This is a genomic window from Yersinia similis (assembly GCF_001053095.1).
Classification (GTDB): Bacteria; Pseudomonadota; Gammaproteobacteria; order Enterobacterales; family Enterobacteriaceae; genus Yersinia; species Yersinia similis.
Window position 1 is genome coordinate 25,690 of the sequence record NZ_CGBP01000037.1, and the last position, 16,776, is coordinate 42,465.

Sequence of the window (16,776 nt, forward strand, 5' to 3'; positions counted from 1 at the left end):
GGCGATGTCGATAAAAAACACCCCACGGGCGGGGGCGGTGAAACTGCGGGTTCATCAGTTCCCACCGCTGCGTAAAATGCGTCAAATGGCCCTGTCAGCGGTAGACCAGACACTGGATCCGGCGGAATACCAAAAGCAACTGATGGCGGGTTTTCAGGAGGGGATCAGCCAAGGATTTGATAAAGGGCTGGCCGAAGGGAAAGAAGAAGGCTATCAGGAAGGGGTACGTCTTGGGCACGATGATGGGCTAAAAAAGGGGCGCATTGAGGGGCGGCAATCTGAGTACGCCAGTTTTAATGATGCGATTAAACCTTTCAGCGGCTATGTCACCCAACTACATGCCTATTTGGATGCTTATGAGCAGCGCCGCCGGGATGAGTTATTACAACTGGTGGAGAAAGTGACTCGGCAGGTGATCCGCTGTGAGCTGGCGTTGCAACCGGCGCAGCTTTTGGCGTTAGTGGAAGAGGCGCTGGCAGCACTGCCCAAGGTACCACAGCAACTCAAGGTTTATCTGAATCCGGCAGAACTGGGTCGCATTAATGATGTTGCGCCGGAAAAAGTGCAGGCGTGGGGGCTGGTAGCGGATCCAGAAATGGTAGGCGGTGAGTGCCGTATCGTCACAGAAACCACAGAAATTGATGTAGGTTGTCAGCACCGTTTGGATCAATGCATTGGTGCATTGCACAGCAGTTTTCTGACGGACACTCACCATGAGTGAATCACCGGTGCTCGATCATGCTTTGAAATCTATCGATAACATTCATCTGACCCGAGTGGCAGGCCGGCTAGTACGAGTGACGGGGCTGTTGCTGGAAAGTGTCGGCTGCCGTTTGGCTATTGGCCAGCGCTGTCGCATTGAGAGTGTCGATGAGCGCTTTATTGAGGCGCAGGTGGTTGGGTTTGATCGGGACATCACCTATCTGATGCCCTTTAAGCATCCCGGTGGGGTGCTGGGGGGGGCGCGGGTGTTCCCGAGCGAGCAGGACGGTGAGTTGCTGATCGGCGATAGCTGGCTCGGGCGAGTCATTAATGGGCTAGGAGAACCCATTGATGGCAAAGGTCAATTGGGTGGGAGTACGCCACTGCAACAGCAGCTACCGCAGATCCATCCATTACAACGGCGGGCAGTAGATACCCCGTTGGATGTCGGCGTCAACGCCATTAACGGCCTACTGACCATCGGCAAAGGCCAGCGGGTGGGGCTGATGGCGGGTAGTGGGGTCGGTAAAAGTGTGTTGCTCGGCATGATAACCCGCTATACCCAGGCAGATGTGGTGGTAGTGGGGCTGATTGGTGAGCGTGGCCGCGAAGTGAAAGAGTTTATCGAACATTCGCTACAGGCCGCCGGTATGGCGAAATCCGTGGTGGTGGCCGCGCCCGCCGATGAATCACCGCTGATGCGCATCAAGGCCACCGAACTCTGCCATTCTATCGCGACCTATTACCGTGACAAAGGCCACGATGTGCTGCTGTTAGTGGATTCGCTGACCCGTTATGCCATGGCCCAGCGGGAAATTGCCCTTTCACTAGGGGAGCCGCCCGCCACCAAAGGCTACCCGCCGTCCGCCTTTAGCATTATCCCCAGACTGGCTGAAAGCGCCGGTAATAGCAGTGGCAACGGCACCATGACCGCGATTTATACCGTATTGGCCGAAGGTGACGATCAGCAAGATCCCATTGTCGATTGCGCCAGAGCAGTATTGGACGGCCACATTGTCTTATCTCGTAAACTGGCGGAGGCGGGGCATTATCCAGCGATTGATATCAGCCAGTCGATCAGCCGTTGTATGAATCAGGTGATTGCCAGCAAGCAGGCAAAGGCCGCCAGTCTACTGAAACAGTGTTATGCCGATTATATGGCGATCAAACCCCTGATCCCATTGGGCGGTTATGTGGCAGGGGCAGATCCGATGGCTGATCAGGCGGTGCATTACTACCCGGCGATTACCCAATTTCTGCGCCAGGAGGTGGGCCACCCGGCATTATTTTCTGCCAGCGTTGAACAACTGACTGGCATGTTTCCCTCCTTTGCCCCCACTGACGAGGCGTAATTCATGAGCGATATGATCGACACACTCCGGCAGCTTCAGCAATTGCGCCAGCGCTCGCTCAACCAGGTCACCAGCCAGTTAACGCAGCAAAAACAGTTGTGTCAGCGCTATCAACGCAATATCAATGCACTAAATGCCTTAACCCTCTCTGGGGAGGCATTCCCCGGTGTTTCTGCGTTGCAGATGGCGAATCACGCTGACTATCAGCGCCATATTCAGCGGCTGATTAGCTGGCAAAAGCAGGAGCAGGCACTGGCTGATATCGAAGCTGGCAATCTACAGATACAGATGCAGCAGCAGGCTCGCCGTGAAAAAATCGTGGCGGTAGTATTGGAGCAACAACAAGAAGAATATCAACGAGAACAGGGGCGGCAGGCGCAAAAAAATACTGATGCTCTGGCAACACAGTGCTGGCAACGCCAGCATACGGGCAACATGTAATACCGAACCTCTCAATCTGCCATAAAAAATCCGCCATGGGGAATATTGCCTATGGCGGATTTTTTTATTTGGTGGTAACAATCCATAAAGTGATTACTGCATATATACCCTAAATAAGTCGAGTTGCAGGAAAGCGGCCAACGCATATGCAGCTTGAAGTATGACGGGTATAGAGGTTAACGGAAATAAACTCACAGACATAAGTTCACAGACATAAAAACCAGCTAGCCCGCATAAAGAAACTCAGTGGGTTGCTCGACTAATGAAGATAACAATGTTATCTGCTGGGTAAGCAACATGCCGTTGTGATGATTTTGCTGGTGGCAGGCATTGGCCCGTAACCGCAGGTCAGCCCATAACGCGCCGGCATGTTCGCGGTAGTTTGGCGGTAAACGCGACAGCAACTGGTGGATACCTTCTTTATTGGCAGGTAATTGCAATTGCTGCATCAGGAGCCGGCGTTCCGTCGCTGTTTTATCAATCATGTTATACAATTCAGTCAGTTGTGGATTAAGTGCCTCCAGTGCTTCCGTTTGATGCCCAACCATCAATTCACGTTGCTTTATCAACAATTTTTCCAGCGTGATGTAACGCTTCCGGTCTTCCTGAATGTCTATCAATAACTGTTTAACCCGTTGTGCCGACCCCATAACTGATTACCTTCTGTGGAAGTTGAGTATAGCCCTGGCGACAGCCGCGCTATCGAGTGTGATTTTTCCTGCTTGTATTGCCGCCTTGGCGGCATCGACCGTCTCACTGTCTACTTCTTGCATGGCGTCCAGCTTGGCATGCAAGTCAGATGTTGCATAGTTATTATCGTTAACCACCGCCTTAATGGGGGCTATCGCTTGGACCGCAGATTGCGTATCTGTGCTAACCGGTTGGACGATAAACGGTCGCCGCCGATGCGTGTTAATTTCCATCTAAAATCACCTTTTGTCAGTTAAATTACTGTGAACTTATTAAATCGCTAAATGCGTATACCCTAAATAACTTGAGTTGCAGGAAGACAGCCAACGCACAGTCAACTTGAAGTATGACGGGTATAAATTGCAGCGAATAACACCCACACTATGACTAAAACGGTACAATCTGCCTGGAACTTAACTTGCCGCCTGAAACTTAAGCGGGTGGTGCAATAACCTCTAAGGCGTGGACAGCCCTAACATCCTGACTCTACCGCTGCCATCAACTGTGGCGGTCACCACCCGGCCACTGCTGAGGTTTTTCACCTTGATAAGCTCCCCTTTGCGGCCATTTTTTTGTGCTACCCCCAACGTCTGGGCCTCGATGCCGTCTTGCTCGGCCAGCATCAGAACGTGTTGATTACGGGTCACTAAAACGGGCTGCTCTAATTGTGAGGGGATAACGGGTTGCAACTGGCGAATACGGCGCTTGATGGTTAAGCCGAGGATCTCGTCCGGATCGGTAATATAGCCGCCCTGAACACCGGTAATATTCTTCTTCTTCAGTTCGATGTCATCCGCTTGCACTTTTTTCCCGCGTTCAAGAGTCTGTTTCGCCACCCATATAGGCAGATAGATATCCGGCTTTACCGTGGCGACCACTTCCCAGCCCTGACCATCGGGGCAACTTATCTCATAACGCAAACGCGATAAATTTTGTGTTTCTGCGGTTGGCAATGCTACCTGAAGTGCTGTTGGGCATGGCTTATAACGGCTTATTTCTGCCGGAATAAAAATATTCATTTTGACGCTATAGCCCTGCCAATTTTTATTTTTGGCGGTTTGGGCGATATCGGCCGTCGCGGCGTGCAGAGCCTGAGTATAAACCTGTTTTCGGGTGTTGTTTTCAGCCCCTGAGGCCGCGTTGGCATACAGCAACGCACCACAGATCAATAGGCTGTGTACGCAGTGACGGGTGCGGATAATTAGCGTCATTGGCAGAAGGAAGTTTACCTTCCATTTTTGCGGGCAATAAAAATAAAAAACACTATTAATCATGATGTTATAAACCTGGCACGTTAGTTGCATTGATTGGTGTGATTTCGTGCAACAACTGTGTTTTAACATCAAAACAGGACGTATTTTGTGGGCATCCATTTTCAGAAAGCATTAGGGGTTCACCCTATGGCGATGCAGCTTCGACTTACCAGAGCAGAACTGCTATCAGCCAACTTAGCCAATGTGAATACCCCAAATTTCCAGGCTAAAGATATTGACTTTGCCGCTGAAATGCAACGAGCAAAAAGAGGGAATGGGGTGATGGCGTCTTCTGACCTGACATCACCAAAAATAAAGTACCGGCGGCCCTATCAGCCCTCACTGGATGGCAACACCGTGGCATTAAACGTAGAGCAAGCGGAGTTCTCGAGAAATTCCCTTGATTATCAAAGCAGTCTGTCATTTCTCAATATGAAATTGACCGGGCTAAAGCAGGCAATTGAAGGGAAATAAGGATGTCTTTTAACCAAATCTATCGGGTGGCTGGCTCGGCAATGACCGCCCAGACCATCCGGCTAAATACCATTGCCAGTAATTTGGCGAATGCGGAGTCACCAGCAGCCTCCGCCGCGACAGTTTATAAAGCTCGCAGCCCGGTGTTTTCGGCGGTTTATTCACCCCGCGCTGCGGCTGAGCCCCGAGGGATCCAGAGTGCGCAAGTGCAGGTATTGGATGTGGTGGAGGTTGGCGGCTCGGTACAGCGTTATGAGCCCAATCACCCAATGGCCAACCCGCAAGGTTATGTTTTTTACCCTGCGGTGAATGTGGTGTCAGAAATGGCTGACATGATGTCAGCATCGCGCAGCTTTGAGACCAATGTTGAAGTATTAAACAGTGTGAAAAGCATGCAGCAGAGTGTGTTAAAGCTTGGAGAGCGCTAACCGTGCAGATTAATGAAAGCAGAAATTTAGCCAATATTGGCAATCAATCCCCAGCACTTGAAGGCGGCCTGCCGGGAGGGGAGCAGTTAAATAACCAATTTATGACCTTGTTGGTAGCGCAGATTAAGAATCAAGATCCACTGAACCCAGCGGATGGCACCGAGTTTGTTAGCCAAATGGCGCAACTCTCGCAGGTGCAAGCCACGGAAAATATGGCAAAACTGCTCAAGAGCAATACCGTTCAGATGGCGAAAATGCAGACCATGGCGGCGGCCAATCTGGTCGGGCAGCAGGTGATGGTTGAGAGCAATGAAATTACCTTGGATAAGGCCAGTGTGGCTGGGCGTTTAACGCTGAAACAGCCCGCCCCGACGCTGTTACTGCACGTCACTGACATGTTGGGCCACAAGCAGGTTATCGATTTGGGTAAACAACCGGCGGGGCCAGTGAATTTCACCCTTGACCCTGTGGCGGCCAAGCTCCAACCGGGCCAATACCAAATCAGTGCCGTCAGTGGCAGTGGGGAAGAACTGATTCCGCTAGAAGTGGCAGGCAAAGTGAACAACGTGCGTATTTCACCACAAGGTGGTGCACCGCAATTGAATATTGCCGGTCTTGGCGAAGTCTCATACCGCCAAATTACGCAGTTTGGGGCCTAATTAACACGGCCAAATCTGATAACCAATTTATTTATAAGGAAATATTTTATGAGCTTTAGTATTGCCAATACGGCCTTGAATGCACATACCGAACAACTGAACACCATCAGTAACAATATTGCCAACTCGGCAACCAAAGGCTTTAAAGCCAGCCGAACTGAGTTTGCTTCTATGTATGCCCAGTCACAGCCGTTAGGGGTCGCGGTCAGCGGCGTTTCACAAAATATCGGTAAAGACGGCCAAAAAGAAAAAACCGGCATGGGGCTAGATTTGGCGATCAGCGGCGGCGGCTTCTTTGTGGTACGGGAAAACTCGGGTGATAAGGCCTATACCCGTGCGGGCATGTTTCATACCGATGTCGATGGTTATCTGGTTAACGGACAGGGGATGAAATTACAGGGCTACCCGGCGGATGCCGCAGGTAATGTACAGGCGGGTATTATCAGTGATTTGAAGATCAACAACGCGGGGGTGCCGGCTAAGGCCTCAACAAATCTTGATTTTATGGCCAATCTGAATGCCGCGGCAACGGTACCATCACAAGGCACTTTCAGTGCTGGTGATAAAAACAGTTACAACTTCACTGCCACCTCGACGGTTTATGACTCTCTAGGGCGGGAACACTCGGTCGCTCACTATTTTATTAAATCAGCGGCGACTTCTACTATTGCACCAAATCAATGGACGGTTCGCCATACCGTTGATGGCGTACTTGGTAGTAATCCCCATACATTGCAATTCACCAATACGGGTGAACTGATCGCGGGCAGTAGCCAGTCCAATCTTTCTGGTTCTTTCAATCTACCGGGGGCCGCTAATTATGATATCGATATTGATTACACCGGCACCACGCAGTTTAGCCAAGGGTTTACCACTACCGCCAACAAAAGTGATGGTTATACCTCGGGTGTTAAAAATGGTGAACGGATTGAAAGCGACGGCTCGGTGTATGCCACTTTCAGTAATGGCGAAAGAATGTTGCAAGGCAAGGTGGTGATGGCGAACTTTGCCAATCCAAACGGTTTGGTTACGCAAACTGGCACGAGCTGGAGTGAGAGCAATAAATCTGGTGCGGCATTGTTAGGTACACCTGGCACGGGATTATTGGGTAGCCTTGAATCAGGTGCGTTAGAAAATTCCAATGTGGATATCACCGCAGAACTGGTAGGGCTGATGACCGCCCAGCGCAATTATCAGGCCAGCACCAAAATCATCAGCACCAATGACAGCATGATGAATGCGCTGTTCCAGGTGCTGTAATGGATAAGCTTCTGTATACCGCGGTTAGCGGGGCTAATCGCAGCCTGTCACAACAACAGATCCATGCCAATAATCTGGCGAACACCAATACGCAGGGGTTCCGGGCAGATCTGGAAAAGGCCACCGCGACTCAGGTAATGGGCAGTGGCTATAACAGCCGTGTCGCGGTACTGAGCCAAAATGCTGGGGTGGATATGACCCCTGCGAGTTTGCAAGAGACCGGCCGTGATCTGGATATTGCCGTTAAAAATCAGGGGCTGATCGCAGTACTCAGTGGTGGTCGTGAAGTCTATACCCGCAATGGTCAGATGGAGGTTAGCGCCGACGGTGATTTAACCATCAATGGTTTACCGGTATTGGGAGATGGCGGCCCGATCGTGCTCCCTCCTTACTCGGCATTATCGATAGCCGATGATGGCACGATAGCGATCATCCCGCAGGCGGGGGGCATTAAAACCCCAGAGGAGATTGAACGCATCAAACTGGTGGATATTCCTGCCAATCAACTCAGAAAAAATAACCGCGGTTTACTGGTCAGTAACCGTGGCCCTGCCGCCCGTGATGAAACGGTACAAGTGGTGAATAAGCACTTGGAAAGCAGCAACATTTCGGCCATTAGCGAAATGATCGCCAGTATCTCCCTCAGCCGCCAATTTGAAGCGCAAATCAAAATGATGAAGGTTGCAGAGGATCTGGCACAAGCGGGCAACAGGATGATCCGGGGCAGTTAATGGCGATGGCTCGTGGATTTATAAATCAACACCACTTGCTCAATATGGAAATTAAGGAATAACAGTTATGAACTCTGCTTTATGGGTCAGTAAAACCGGTCTGGCGGCACAAGATGCCAAAATGGGCGCCATTTCTAATAATCTGGCTAACGTCAATACCGATGGTTTCAAACGCGATCGCGTGGTGTTTGCCGATCTGTTTTATCAGAACCAGCGCACGCCGGGAGCGCCGTTGGATCAAAATAACACCACGCCGAGCGGTATCCAGTTTGGTAGCGGTGTACAAATTGTGGGGACACAAAAACAGTTTACTGTCGGCAGCATCAAGGTGACCAAAGGTGACATGGATGTGGCCATCAGCGGTCAGGGGTTCTTCCAGATTGAAACACTTGACGGGGGCATGGCCTATACCCGTGCCGGTAATTTAACCACTAACGCAGACGGTGTACTGGTTAACGCACAGGGCATGCCGCTGATCCCACAAATTGAGCTGCCTGCGGGCAGTAAACAACTGCATATCGGTAAAGACGGCACTGTCAGCGCCACGGTCGGCGGTGAGACTGAACCCGTTGAAATTGGGCAAATTACACTGGTGAATTTTGTGAACCCAGCCGGCTTGGAAGCGATTGGTGGCAACCTCTATAAAGAGACCGCCGCCAGTGGTGAAGCGGTAGAGGGGGTTCCGGGTGAAGAGGCGTTTGGTCAATTGGAACAAGGCGCATTAGAAGGTTCGAATGTGCAAGTGGTTGAGGAGATGGTCGATATGATCACCGTCCAGCGGGCCTATGAGATGAATGCCAAAATGGTCTCTGCCGCCGATGACATGCTGAAGTTTGTTAGCCAGAAGCTGTGATCGCCAGCATCCTCTTTTGAAAAGTGAATGACGAATGAAAAGGTTTTTAATACTGACGCCAATGGTGCTGGCGTTGTGTGGCTGTGAAAGCCCTGCGCTGTTGGTGCAAAAAGATGATGCCGAATTTGCACCACCGGCCAATCTGGTGCAACCCGCTACGGTGACAGAAGGAGGTGGGCTGTTTCAGCCCGCTTACAACTGGTCATTGTTGCAGGATCGGCGTGCATACCGGATCGGCGATATTTTGACCGTCATACTGGATGAATCCACCCAATCCAGCAAGCAGGCCAAAACCAACTTTGGCAAAAAGAATGACATGAGCTTGGGGGTTCCAGAAGTCTTGGGCAAAAAACTGAATAAATTCGGCGGCTCAATTTCCGGTAAGCGTGATTTTGACGGCAGTGCCACCTCAGCACAGCAAAATATGCTACGTGGCTCGATAACCGTTGCAGTCCATCAGGTATTGCCTAACGGCGTCTTGGTGATCCGTGGCGAAAAATGGCTGACCCTCAATCAGGGAGATGAATATATGCGGGTCACCGGCTTAGTCCGGGCTGATGATGTGGCGCGGGATAACTCAGTATCTTCTCAGCGCATTGCCAACGCCCGCATCTCCTATGCCGGTCGTGGTGCGCTCAGTGATGCTAACTCAGCAGGTTGGTTGACGCGCTTCTTTAACCATCCGCTATTCCCGATCTAGGCAGGAGCCAATATGTTTTTAAGCAGGATAGATTTAAGCAGGATAGATTTTTCGGATCAAATCAGATCACGGTATTCTCGGTTACGACACGACTTGAAGCAACTGGGGGGCGGGTTGGTTTTGTCGGCAGCGTTCGTTTTACCAATGGCGCTTGCTTTACCCACGGCAACCGCGCAACCGTTGGGATCGCTGGTGGATATTCAGGGGGTGCGCGGTAACCAATTGGTGGGTTACAGCCTGGTGGTGGGCTTGGATGGTAGTGGTGATAAAAATCAGGTGAAATTTACCGGCCAGTCAATGGCTAATATGTTGCGTCAGTTTGGCGTACAACTGCCGGAGAAAATGGATCCCAAGGTGAAAAACGTTGCCGCTGTGGCGATCAGCGCCACGTTACCGCCGGGTTATGGCCGTGGGCAATCGATCGATATCACCGTTTCATCCATCGGTGATGCGAAAAGCTTACGTGGCGGTACGCTATTATTGACCCAATTACGTGGGGCGGATGGTGAGGTTTATGCCCTGGCACAGGGGAATGTGGTGGTCGGCGGCATCAAAGCTGAAGGCGACAGTGGCAGCAGTGTTACGGTGAACACCCCAACCGTCGGCCGTATTCCCAATGGTGCGAGCATTGAGCGTCAGGTACCCAGTGATTTTCAAACTAACAACCAAGTGGTGCTGAATCTTAAACGGCCCAGTTTTAAATCAGCCAATAACGTGGCACTGGCGTTGAACCGGGCTTTCGGTGCCAATACGGCCACCGCGCAAAGTGCCACCAACGTCATGGTCAATGCGCCGCAAGACGCCGGTGCGCGCGTGGCGTTTATGTCATTACTGGAAGATGTGCAAATTAATGCTGGCCAGCAGTCACCACGGGTGGTGTTCAATGCCCGGACCGGGACGGTGGTGATTGGAGAGGGGGTGATAGTTCGTGCGGCAGCGGTATCCCATGGCAATCTGACGGTCAGTATCCGTGAGAGAAAAAATGTCAGCCAACCCAACACGCTAGGCGGCGGTAAAACGGTAACAACACCTGAAAGCGATATTGAAGTGACCAAAGGGAAAAACCAAATGGTGATGGTGCCTGCGGGGACTCGCCTGCGCAGCATTGTCAATACCATCAACAGCCTGGGTGCTTCTCCTGATGACATCATGGCGATATTACAAGCGCTGCATGAAGCAGGTGCCTTGGATGCAGAATTAGTGGTTATTTAAGGACAATATATGATTGAAGCCATTAATAAATCATCCCCGGTGATGCCGGGGAGTTTTGTCGGTGACCTCCAACCGCAAGATTTGGAACAAGCGGCGGTACAGTTTGAAGCGGTATTTATGCGCACGCTATTACAACAGATGCGTAAAGCCGCCGAAGTGCTGGCTGCCGATGATGACCCGTTTAACAGTAAGCAACAGCGCATGATGCGCGATTTTTACGATGACAAACTGGCCTCCACACTGGCATCACAGCGTAGCAGCGGCATTGCTAATCTGTTGATCCAGCAATTGGGCGGTAAATAAAGCCTATTTAAGTTTGGCGAACAATTGTTCGCTTATAGGGAGTAAAGCGTATCTGTTATTTATTCAACATCTGTTACTTATTCAACAAATGCCGGGATAACCATGAATTTTATTAAAACCGCATTTAGCGGAATGCAGGCAACACAAGCGCATTTAAATGCGACATCAATGAATATTGCCAATATTCATACTCCCGGCTACTCACGTCAGCGGGCTGAACAAAGTGCGATTGGCGCGGACGGGCAGGGTGGAATTAACGCAGGGAATGGGGTCAATGTTGATGCAATCAGACGCCTTTCCAAACAATATGTGGTTATGCAGGAGTGGCAGGCAAATAGCCAGCAACAGTATTACGAGGCAGGTGAACAATATCTTAAAGCGGTAGAATTGATGGTCTCCAATGAGAGCACCAGTCTGGCAACGGGGTTAAATAATTTCTTTTCCTCTCTCAGTGCGGCGACACAAATGCCTGACTCAACACCCATGCGTCAGCAGATCATCGAATCGGCTAATGCCATGGCGCTACGTTTTAATAATGTGAATAACTTTATTGCTCAGCAAAAAAATTCTATTGGGCAGCAACGTGATATCAGTATTAAAGAGATCAATAGCTTGACTCGCAGTATTGCTGATTATAATCAACAGATCTTAAAGAATCGTTCTGACGGCAATAATATTAACGACTTATTGGATAAGCAGGAACTCCAGATAAAAAAACTCAGTGGCTTAATAGAGACACAAGTTAATCAAGCTGAGGATGGCACTTACCGTGTTAGCGTGAAACAAGGGCAGCCTTTAGTGAATGGTGCTGTGGCGGCTGAACTGGCGGTTGATACTCGCTCTGCTGATACTAAGATCAATATCCATTTTTCGGGGACCACACAGGGTATGAATATGTCATGTGGAGGTCAATTGGGGGGAATAAATGATTATGAATTTACCACCCTGAAAAAATTACAGGCCTCTACTCAAGGGATGGCGAAAACGGTAGCCGATGAGTTCAACACTCAGCTCAAACTTGGTAGTGATTTTACTGGCGCTAATGGGCGAGACTTATTTGTCTTTAATCCGGGTGATCCAAATGGAATGTTACAACTGTCAGCTATTACGGCGGAACAATTAGCCTTGGCTGGTCGCGGTGAGCCTTCTGGCGATAGCAGTAATCTATTTAAAATGATTGATATTAAACAAAAAAATGTTGTTGGCATGAATAGTGTACGATTAGATGATGCAGCGACCACGTTAGTGGGCTATATCGCCATCACCAGTAATAGAAATCACAGCGAATTGGAAAACGCCGAAAACACCTTAAATCAAGCTACCCGGTATCGTGAAAGTATTAGTGGTGTAAATAATGATGAAGAAGCAATAAATTTAATGGAGTATCAGCGGGCTTATCAATCTAATATGAAAGTCATCGCGACCGGAGATAAATTATTCTCTGATCTTTTAGCTTTAATCTAATTATCACACCCTAAATAACAAAGGAATTCTGATGAGAATCAGCACGCCAACCATGTCCTCTGCGATGAATAGGTTTATTACTCAACACAATGAGAAGCTTGAGAAAATAAACAAGCAAATGATGACGCAACAGCGTATTACTTTACCATCGGAAGATCCTATAGCCAGCACACGGCTATTACAGATAAACCGTGAACAGTCGAATATCAAACAATACACCAATAATATTAATGGATTATCTAACAGTTTGACTCATCAGGTAGGGCATGTCTCTGCTATCAATACACAGTTGGTTGCGATTAAAGACAGGCTGTTATCCATCAGTAACGATGTTAAAAGCAATAAAGATATCTCTGGTGTTGCTGATGAAATGAACTATATGCTGGAAGCTGTGGTGGCAGAGTTAAATGCCAAGAATAGTGAAGGGCGTTATTTGTTTGCAGGGACAGCAAGTAATACCAAGCCAATTACCTTCGACAGTATGACGAATAAATATACGTATGTTGGGAATGGTAAGAACCGCCAAACTGGCGTTGGTGAGGGCGTAAAAATCACTGAAAATGTGCATTTACAGTCTGGTTTCGCTGATGCCAATGGGGATTTAGCGACACTAAATAAGTTAAAAAAATTATGTGATGATATTAAACAGAATACCTTGCCATCGACTAGTCATACCACCGAAATTAATGAAATGATGGGGTTAATTGACAGTGCCTCTGATCATATGGGGGTAACATTAACCGAGTTAGGCATTAGACAGACGCATAGTAAATTGCTGCAAAAAAATCATGAGGAAATGGAACTGTCTAATATTACTATCAAAGAAAATTTGGTTGGCCTGGATTTAGCTGAGTCTTATATGGAATTAATGAACCTCATGGCGGTGACCAATGCCAACTATACGACGTTTAAACAGATTAATAGCTTGTCTCTTTTTAACTTAATTTAAGCTGGGATGTTATGCAGGTAGGACTCAATAGAACGCAATGGGAGGTGGCGAATAAAACCAGTCTCCCTAGTTTTGATAAGCTTCAGGGCGTTAATCCGCTTTCTTTGATAAAAAAAGAAGCCGATTTCCCTGAGTCACCTTTTATTTCCAGCCAGCCACTGCGTTATAACGTACAACTTAATCGGCAGTTGACTGCATTACAACGGGCTGAAGGGTATTTACATACGACTGAGCGGCAGGTTGCACAATTGCAACGTGCGCTGCAACAAGAAAGAGCGGATACCGAAATCAAACCACTGGCATTAAGAACCTTACATTGGTTGCAACAACGTACCGTGATGTCAGGTAATACCGTTGATCGGCAACTTAATTTTGTGCCAGAACAGCGTACCGAGGTTAATTTCGCTTTGCACGGAGCCGAGCAGCTTTTGCAACCGGCAGAAAGTGAAACGCTGCTGTTTTCTCTGACGGGGGTTAGCTATCACGTCGTGGCGGTCAAATTACCGGCTTATGCCTCGCCGGCCCAAAATCTCTTACGTTTAAATAATGGATTAGGGCGTTTAGGGGTCCACGGGCGGCTAGATCCGCAGGGGAATGCGCAATTTCATGTGGATGAAAAGCGCTGGGCAGAGATAGAGGCGCATCTTCAGGTCCGTGGTGGCGGGTTACGTTTTGCCAAAGAGAGCTTTCAACCGTTGAAATTACAACCAGAAGTGGTGCTGGAAGATCGGGTACGTGATATTGCTGCGAAGCCGCAGGAAGCCAAAAAACACCTGGCGGGTATTCAGCAAGCGATGGGGCATATTACCGGGCAGATGAGTAAATTGAGCGAGCATAAGAGAAATACCGGGGTGCAAATCAATAGCATGTCCAGTTTCTCTGCGCCCAATTCTGCGCTGATGGCCGCCGAAGTTTTAGCAGAAAAGTTACTGCAAGGGCGTTCCCAGTATGCGATGTGGGCCAACATGCTAGCCGCGCAAGGTAATGCGCGCAGCGCTATGGTCAGAAACTTATTGGGCGGTTAAGGAGGGGGAATACGGCTGCAACTGCAAGTACCCAACGTACTTGGTGTTGCAGCAAGGTAAATATACCCGTCATTCTTCAAGCTGCATGTGCGTTGATCGCACATATCAGCCGTTTTTTCAGCCTCAGCTATTTCTCACTCTCAGTTATTTCTCACGCCCAGTTATTTCTCGCCCAAGACAATACCGCTTTGCCCCACCAATAAAGGTTGCCCTTCAACCACCATTGGCGTCATAAATACGGTATTGTGCATTAAATAATCCAGAAACCCCTCAATCATGCGGCCAGACGTGGGGTTATTGAAGAATATGGGGCTGTAGCTGAAACTCAACTGACCATTTTGGGTGGTTTGTTCAGTAAACTTACCCTTAAAAATAAAACGATTATCATTAGGGCTGGTAATGGTGCTAATAACACCACCTTGGGTCGCGGTAACACGGGTGTCATAGATCTCTTTCTGTTGTGATAGTAAATCATAAAAACCCATTTGTAATTGAGCCTCAGCAAGTGTGGGTTTTTTCTTTACTTCAGAAGAGGCCAGTGCTGCCAGTGAAAGGAATAACCCCACAATTGACAGAAGCCCCCCATTACTAGCAGTTAACCATTTCATTGATTTTTCTCTCCATCTCACGGTAAATCAAATTATTCAATAGCTGAGAATTCTGACGCCAATGATAGATGGTCATCCCTAACTGTTTATTTTCACATTGACTTTCTACTGAGAAGGTAAACTCTAAACGCCTTAGTGACACATAATAATAAATATTAATATTCATATTTTTCGCTTTACTCTGTTTATTTATTGTATAAAGCGTGTCTTTTAGGCGTTGATTAAGCTTCTCTTCCTGTTGCAGCGACAGCGCACTGTCCACCAACTGGAACAGGCGGATATTGCTGTACGCTTCTTGATCCTGCTCAATAGCGGTGTAATTAACCCCTTTGTTCTGCGGAAATAAACGATAAATAGCGACCGCAGTGATAAAAATCAATAGCGCAATAATCGTCAGCCCCCAGTAACTGAAAATATTCCACGATGGGCGTTTAGTGGCCAAGACTTGCTGATGGTCAACAGCAACCTGCCCGGTCTGCGTTGGGGTTACGGATTCTGTGATCGCTGTATATTCCGGCTTATCGCCAGTATTCGCTATTGCGATGTTGGCTATATCAGCTGAACCCGTGCTAACACCCTCGTTGAGAGTGGTTGCACTCTGTTGTACGGCTATCTCCTGATCGTTGATTGAGTTCAATGCTGCCTGTTCACCCGCCTCTTCTTTCTTTGTGATGTTAATAATTTCACAATAGCTGGTGTCTAGCAGATAACCTATCTTGGGAATCGTCTGGATGATGCGCTGTTGTTTATTTTCATCACCCAAAGCGACACGTAGCGTGTGAATAGCATTGGGCAAGCTGTTATTGCCAATAACTCGGCGCTTCCAGACTAAATTGGTTAACTCATCACGGGATAATATTTCGCCAGCATGCTCCAATAATACGTTGATCAATTTGAGCTGATATTCACCAAGGCGTTTCTTTTCCTTGGTATTCTGATGGGTAATAAAACCAGATGTCAGATCGATTAACCAACCATTCACGATATAGGATTGTTTATTCATATTTTTTCGATAGTTGCATGCATAGTGGCATTGGAATGTTTGCTATGATTAAATACTTTAATCAATTACTTATCTCAAGGGTAAATACTGCTTGATTATCAGGAGATAGTGTTATTATTGGTTAGTTTAAAAATCAGGCAAACCCGCGTTATGTTGTCCGCTTTTAGTTTAATATTCTTTTTTATAAGAAAATTTCCTAGTTATTGACCGCTGGAAAGGATATTTCGCTACTTCCCCCAGATGCCTCGTATTATTAACCAAATGATATTAAATAATCAATGTTTTAATAAATTTATTTATTTTCTGATAGTTAAGTGTTTTTCCTATGCACGTCTGAATTTACATATTTCATGGGGTCTTTTGACAAAACCTCTGTTCTTAATGATGTTTCATTCCTAAAAAGTGAATAAATAATTATTTTTATTAAAAAATAATTTAATTTTTTATGGCATTGTGTCGTCTTTGTTTTTCTTAAAATTCAAATCAGATTAATAACCTGTGTTATTAAAGCACTAAACTCGTTTTAGTGGTGTCACTAATCGTCATCACCATATAATTTGCATACCAGGTTTAATTACTCACACAACCGTGCCGCTTTATTCTGCTACCACGGGCGCTAACAGGTAGCCCCGGAATTTAAGAGAATCGAACTTATGGCACTGTCTATCC

The 16,776-nt window shown here is 47.9% G+C and carries 20 protein-coding genes; 15 read left to right on the top strand and 5 right to left on the bottom strand.

Annotated elements, in window-relative coordinates:
- The first annotated feature begins 4 nt into the window (after positions 1–4).
- Genes fliH through fliJ form a run of 3 tightly spaced genes read left to right on the top strand, consistent with a single transcriptional unit; the run spans position 5 to position 2,495 of the window.
- A complete protein-coding gene (fliH, locus tag AC971_RS19180; protein ID WP_025381382.1) occupies positions 5–721 on the top strand; it encodes a flagellar assembly protein FliH in 717 nt (238 codons plus the stop codon).
- Positions 714–2,054 (top strand): flagellar protein export ATPase FliI, encoded by a 1,341-nt coding sequence (gene fliI, locus AC971_RS19185; protein WP_025381381.1) that lies wholly within the window; start codon positions 714–716, stop codon positions 2,052–2,054. Before fliH ends, fliI begins: the two co-directional genes overlap by 8 nt.
- Before the next feature lie 3 nt (positions 2,055–2,057).
- Positions 2,058–2,495 carry a flagellar export protein FliJ gene (gene fliJ / locus AC971_RS19190; protein ID WP_025381380.1) on the top strand — a complete coding sequence of 146 codons (438 nt, stop codon included), beginning with the start codon at positions 2,058–2,060 and terminating at the stop codon, positions 2,493–2,495.
- Between the two features lie 224 nt (positions 2,496–2,719).
- Here the strand turns inward: fliJ and flgN are convergent, their stop codons facing one another.
- The 3 genes from flgN to flgA form a co-directional block, all read right to left on the bottom strand.
- Entirely contained in the window at positions 2,720–3,145 is a 426-nt protein-coding gene (gene flgN, locus AC971_RS19195) for a flagellar export chaperone FlgN (protein WP_025381379.1), read from the bottom strand.
- Between the two features lie 6 nt (positions 3,146–3,151).
- Entirely contained in the window at positions 3,152–3,418 is a 267-nt protein-coding gene (flgM, locus tag AC971_RS19200) for a flagellar biosynthesis anti-sigma factor FlgM (protein ID WP_025381378.1), read from the bottom strand.
- A gap of 222 nt (positions 3,419–3,640) precedes the next feature.
- Positions 3,641–4,489 (bottom strand): flagellar basal body P-ring formation chaperone FlgA, encoded by an 849-nt coding sequence (gene flgA / locus AC971_RS19205; protein WP_025381377.1) that lies wholly within the window; start codon positions 4,487–4,489, stop codon positions 3,641–3,643.
- A 57-nt stretch (positions 4,490–4,546) separates the two neighbouring features.
- On the opposite strand from flgA, the gene flgB reads away from it, so the two are divergent.
- The 12 genes from flgB to AC971_RS19265 all read left to right on the top strand — a co-directional run bounded on the left by flgB (position 4,547) and on the right by AC971_RS19265 (position 14,496).
- A complete protein-coding gene (flgB, locus tag AC971_RS19210; protein WP_025381376.1) occupies positions 4,547–4,912 on the top strand; it encodes a flagellar basal body rod protein FlgB in 366 nt (121 codons plus the stop codon).
- A gap of 2 nt (positions 4,913–4,914) precedes the next feature.
- Entirely contained in the window at positions 4,915–5,340 is a 426-nt protein-coding gene (gene flgC / locus AC971_RS19215) for a flagellar basal body rod protein FlgC (RefSeq protein WP_025381375.1), read from the top strand.
- 2 nt (positions 5,341–5,342) lie between these two features.
- On the top strand, positions 5,343–5,999 hold the full coding sequence (gene flgD / locus AC971_RS19220) for a flagellar hook assembly protein FlgD (protein WP_025381374.1): 657 nt from the start codon (positions 5,343–5,345) through the stop codon (positions 5,997–5,999).
- Positions 6,000–6,047: 48 nt separating this feature from the next.
- A complete protein-coding gene (flgE, locus tag AC971_RS19225) occupies positions 6,048–7,259 on the top strand; it encodes a flagellar hook protein FlgE (RefSeq protein WP_025381373.1) in 1,212 nt (403 codons plus the stop codon).
- Positions 7,259–7,990, top strand: coding sequence for a flagellar basal-body rod protein FlgF (gene flgF / locus AC971_RS19230; protein WP_025381372.1), 732 nt, complete (start codon positions 7,259–7,261; stop codon positions 7,988–7,990). The genes flgE and flgF overlap by 1 nt, the downstream gene beginning before the upstream one ends.
- A 67-nt stretch (positions 7,991–8,057) precedes the next feature.
- Positions 8,058–8,843, top strand: coding sequence for a flagellar basal-body rod protein FlgG (gene flgG, locus AC971_RS19235; RefSeq protein WP_025381371.1), 786 nt, complete (start codon positions 8,058–8,060; stop codon positions 8,841–8,843).
- A 34-nt stretch (positions 8,844–8,877) separates the two neighbouring features.
- The gene (flgH, locus tag AC971_RS19240; RefSeq protein ID WP_011193059.1) at positions 8,878–9,543 is read left to right on the top strand and encodes a flagellar basal body L-ring protein FlgH; all 666 of its coding nucleotides are present in this window, start codon (positions 8,878–8,880) and stop codon (positions 9,541–9,543) included.
- Between the two features lie 144 nt (positions 9,544–9,687).
- A complete protein-coding gene (locus AC971_RS19245) occupies positions 9,688–10,755 on the top strand; it encodes a flagellar basal body P-ring protein FlgI (protein WP_048677807.1) in 1,068 nt (355 codons plus the stop codon).
- 9 nt (positions 10,756–10,764) lie between these two features.
- Entirely contained in the window at positions 10,765–11,058 is a 294-nt protein-coding gene (locus AC971_RS19250; protein ID WP_012104519.1) for a rod-binding protein, read from the top strand.
- A gap of 102 nt (positions 11,059–11,160) precedes the next feature.
- Positions 11,161–12,522 carry a flagellar hook-associated protein FlgK gene (gene flgK / locus AC971_RS19255; protein WP_025381369.1) on the top strand — a complete coding sequence of 454 codons (1,362 nt, stop codon included), beginning with the start codon at positions 11,161–11,163 and terminating at the stop codon, positions 12,520–12,522.
- Positions 12,523–12,553: 31 nt separating this feature from the next.
- Positions 12,554–13,471, top strand: coding sequence for a flagellar hook-associated protein FlgL (flgL, locus tag AC971_RS19260; protein ID WP_025381368.1), 918 nt, complete (start codon positions 12,554–12,556; stop codon positions 13,469–13,471).
- A gap of 11 nt (positions 13,472–13,482) precedes the next feature.
- Positions 13,483–14,496 (top strand): hypothetical protein, encoded by a 1,014-nt coding sequence (locus AC971_RS19265; protein ID WP_025381367.1) that lies wholly within the window; start codon positions 13,483–13,485, stop codon positions 14,494–14,496.
- Between the two features lie 161 nt (positions 14,497–14,657).
- Here AC971_RS19265 and AC971_RS19270 read toward each other — a convergent pair whose 3' ends face one another.
- Entirely contained in the window at positions 14,658–15,104 is a 447-nt protein-coding gene (locus AC971_RS19270) for a hypothetical protein (RefSeq protein WP_025381366.1), read from the bottom strand.
- On the bottom strand, positions 15,085–16,107 hold the full coding sequence (locus AC971_RS19275) for a transcriptional regulator (protein WP_025381365.1): 1,023 nt from the start codon (positions 16,105–16,107) through the stop codon (positions 15,085–15,087). Before AC971_RS19275 ends, AC971_RS19270 begins: the two co-directional genes overlap by 20 nt.
- Between the last annotated feature and the right edge of the window lie 669 nt (positions 16,108–16,776).

Coding starts and splice junctions, on each gene's coding strand:
- fliH (WP_025381382.1), top strand. CDS start 5: ATGTCGATAAAAAACACCCCACGGGCGGGGGCGGTGAAACTGCGGGTT.
- fliI (WP_025381381.1), top strand. CDS start 714: ATGAGTGAATCACCGGTGCTCGATCATGCTTTGAAATCTATCGATAAC.
- fliJ (WP_025381380.1), top strand. CDS start 2,058: ATGAGCGATATGATCGACACACTCCGGCAGCTTCAGCAATTGCGCCAG.
- flgN (WP_025381379.1), bottom strand. CDS start 3,145: ATGGGGTCGGCACAACGGGTTAAACAGTTATTGATAGACATTCAGGAA.
- flgM (WP_025381378.1), bottom strand. CDS start 3,418: ATGGAAATTAACACGCATCGGCGGCGACCGTTTATCGTCCAACCGGTT.
- flgA (WP_025381377.1), bottom strand. CDS start 4,489: ATGCAACTAACGTGCCAGGTTTATAACATCATGATTAATAGTGTTTTT.
- flgC (WP_025381375.1), top strand. CDS start 4,915: ATGTCTTTTAACCAAATCTATCGGGTGGCTGGCTCGGCAATGACCGCC.
- flgE (WP_025381373.1), top strand. CDS start 6,048: ATGAGCTTTAGTATTGCCAATACGGCCTTGAATGCACATACCGAACAA.
- flgF (WP_025381372.1), top strand. CDS start 7,259: ATGGATAAGCTTCTGTATACCGCGGTTAGCGGGGCTAATCGCAGCCTG.
- flgG (WP_025381371.1), top strand. CDS start 8,058: ATGAACTCTGCTTTATGGGTCAGTAAAACCGGTCTGGCGGCACAAGAT.
- flgH (WP_011193059.1), top strand. CDS start 8,878: ATGAAAAGGTTTTTAATACTGACGCCAATGGTGCTGGCGTTGTGTGGC.
- AC971_RS19245 (WP_048677807.1), top strand. CDS start 9,688: ATGGCGCTTGCTTTACCCACGGCAACCGCGCAACCGTTGGGATCGCTG.
- AC971_RS19250 (WP_012104519.1), top strand. CDS start 10,765: ATGATTGAAGCCATTAATAAATCATCCCCGGTGATGCCGGGGAGTTTT.
- flgK (WP_025381369.1), top strand. CDS start 11,161: ATGAATTTTATTAAAACCGCATTTAGCGGAATGCAGGCAACACAAGCG.
- flgL (WP_025381368.1), top strand. CDS start 12,554: ATGAGAATCAGCACGCCAACCATGTCCTCTGCGATGAATAGGTTTATT.
- AC971_RS19265 (WP_025381367.1), top strand. CDS start 13,483: ATGCAGGTAGGACTCAATAGAACGCAATGGGAGGTGGCGAATAAAACC.
- AC971_RS19270 (WP_025381366.1), bottom strand. CDS start 15,104: ATGAAATGGTTAACTGCTAGTAATGGGGGGCTTCTGTCAATTGTGGGG.
- AC971_RS19275 (WP_025381365.1), bottom strand. CDS start 16,107: ATGAATAAACAATCCTATATCGTGAATGGTTGGTTAATCGATCTGACA.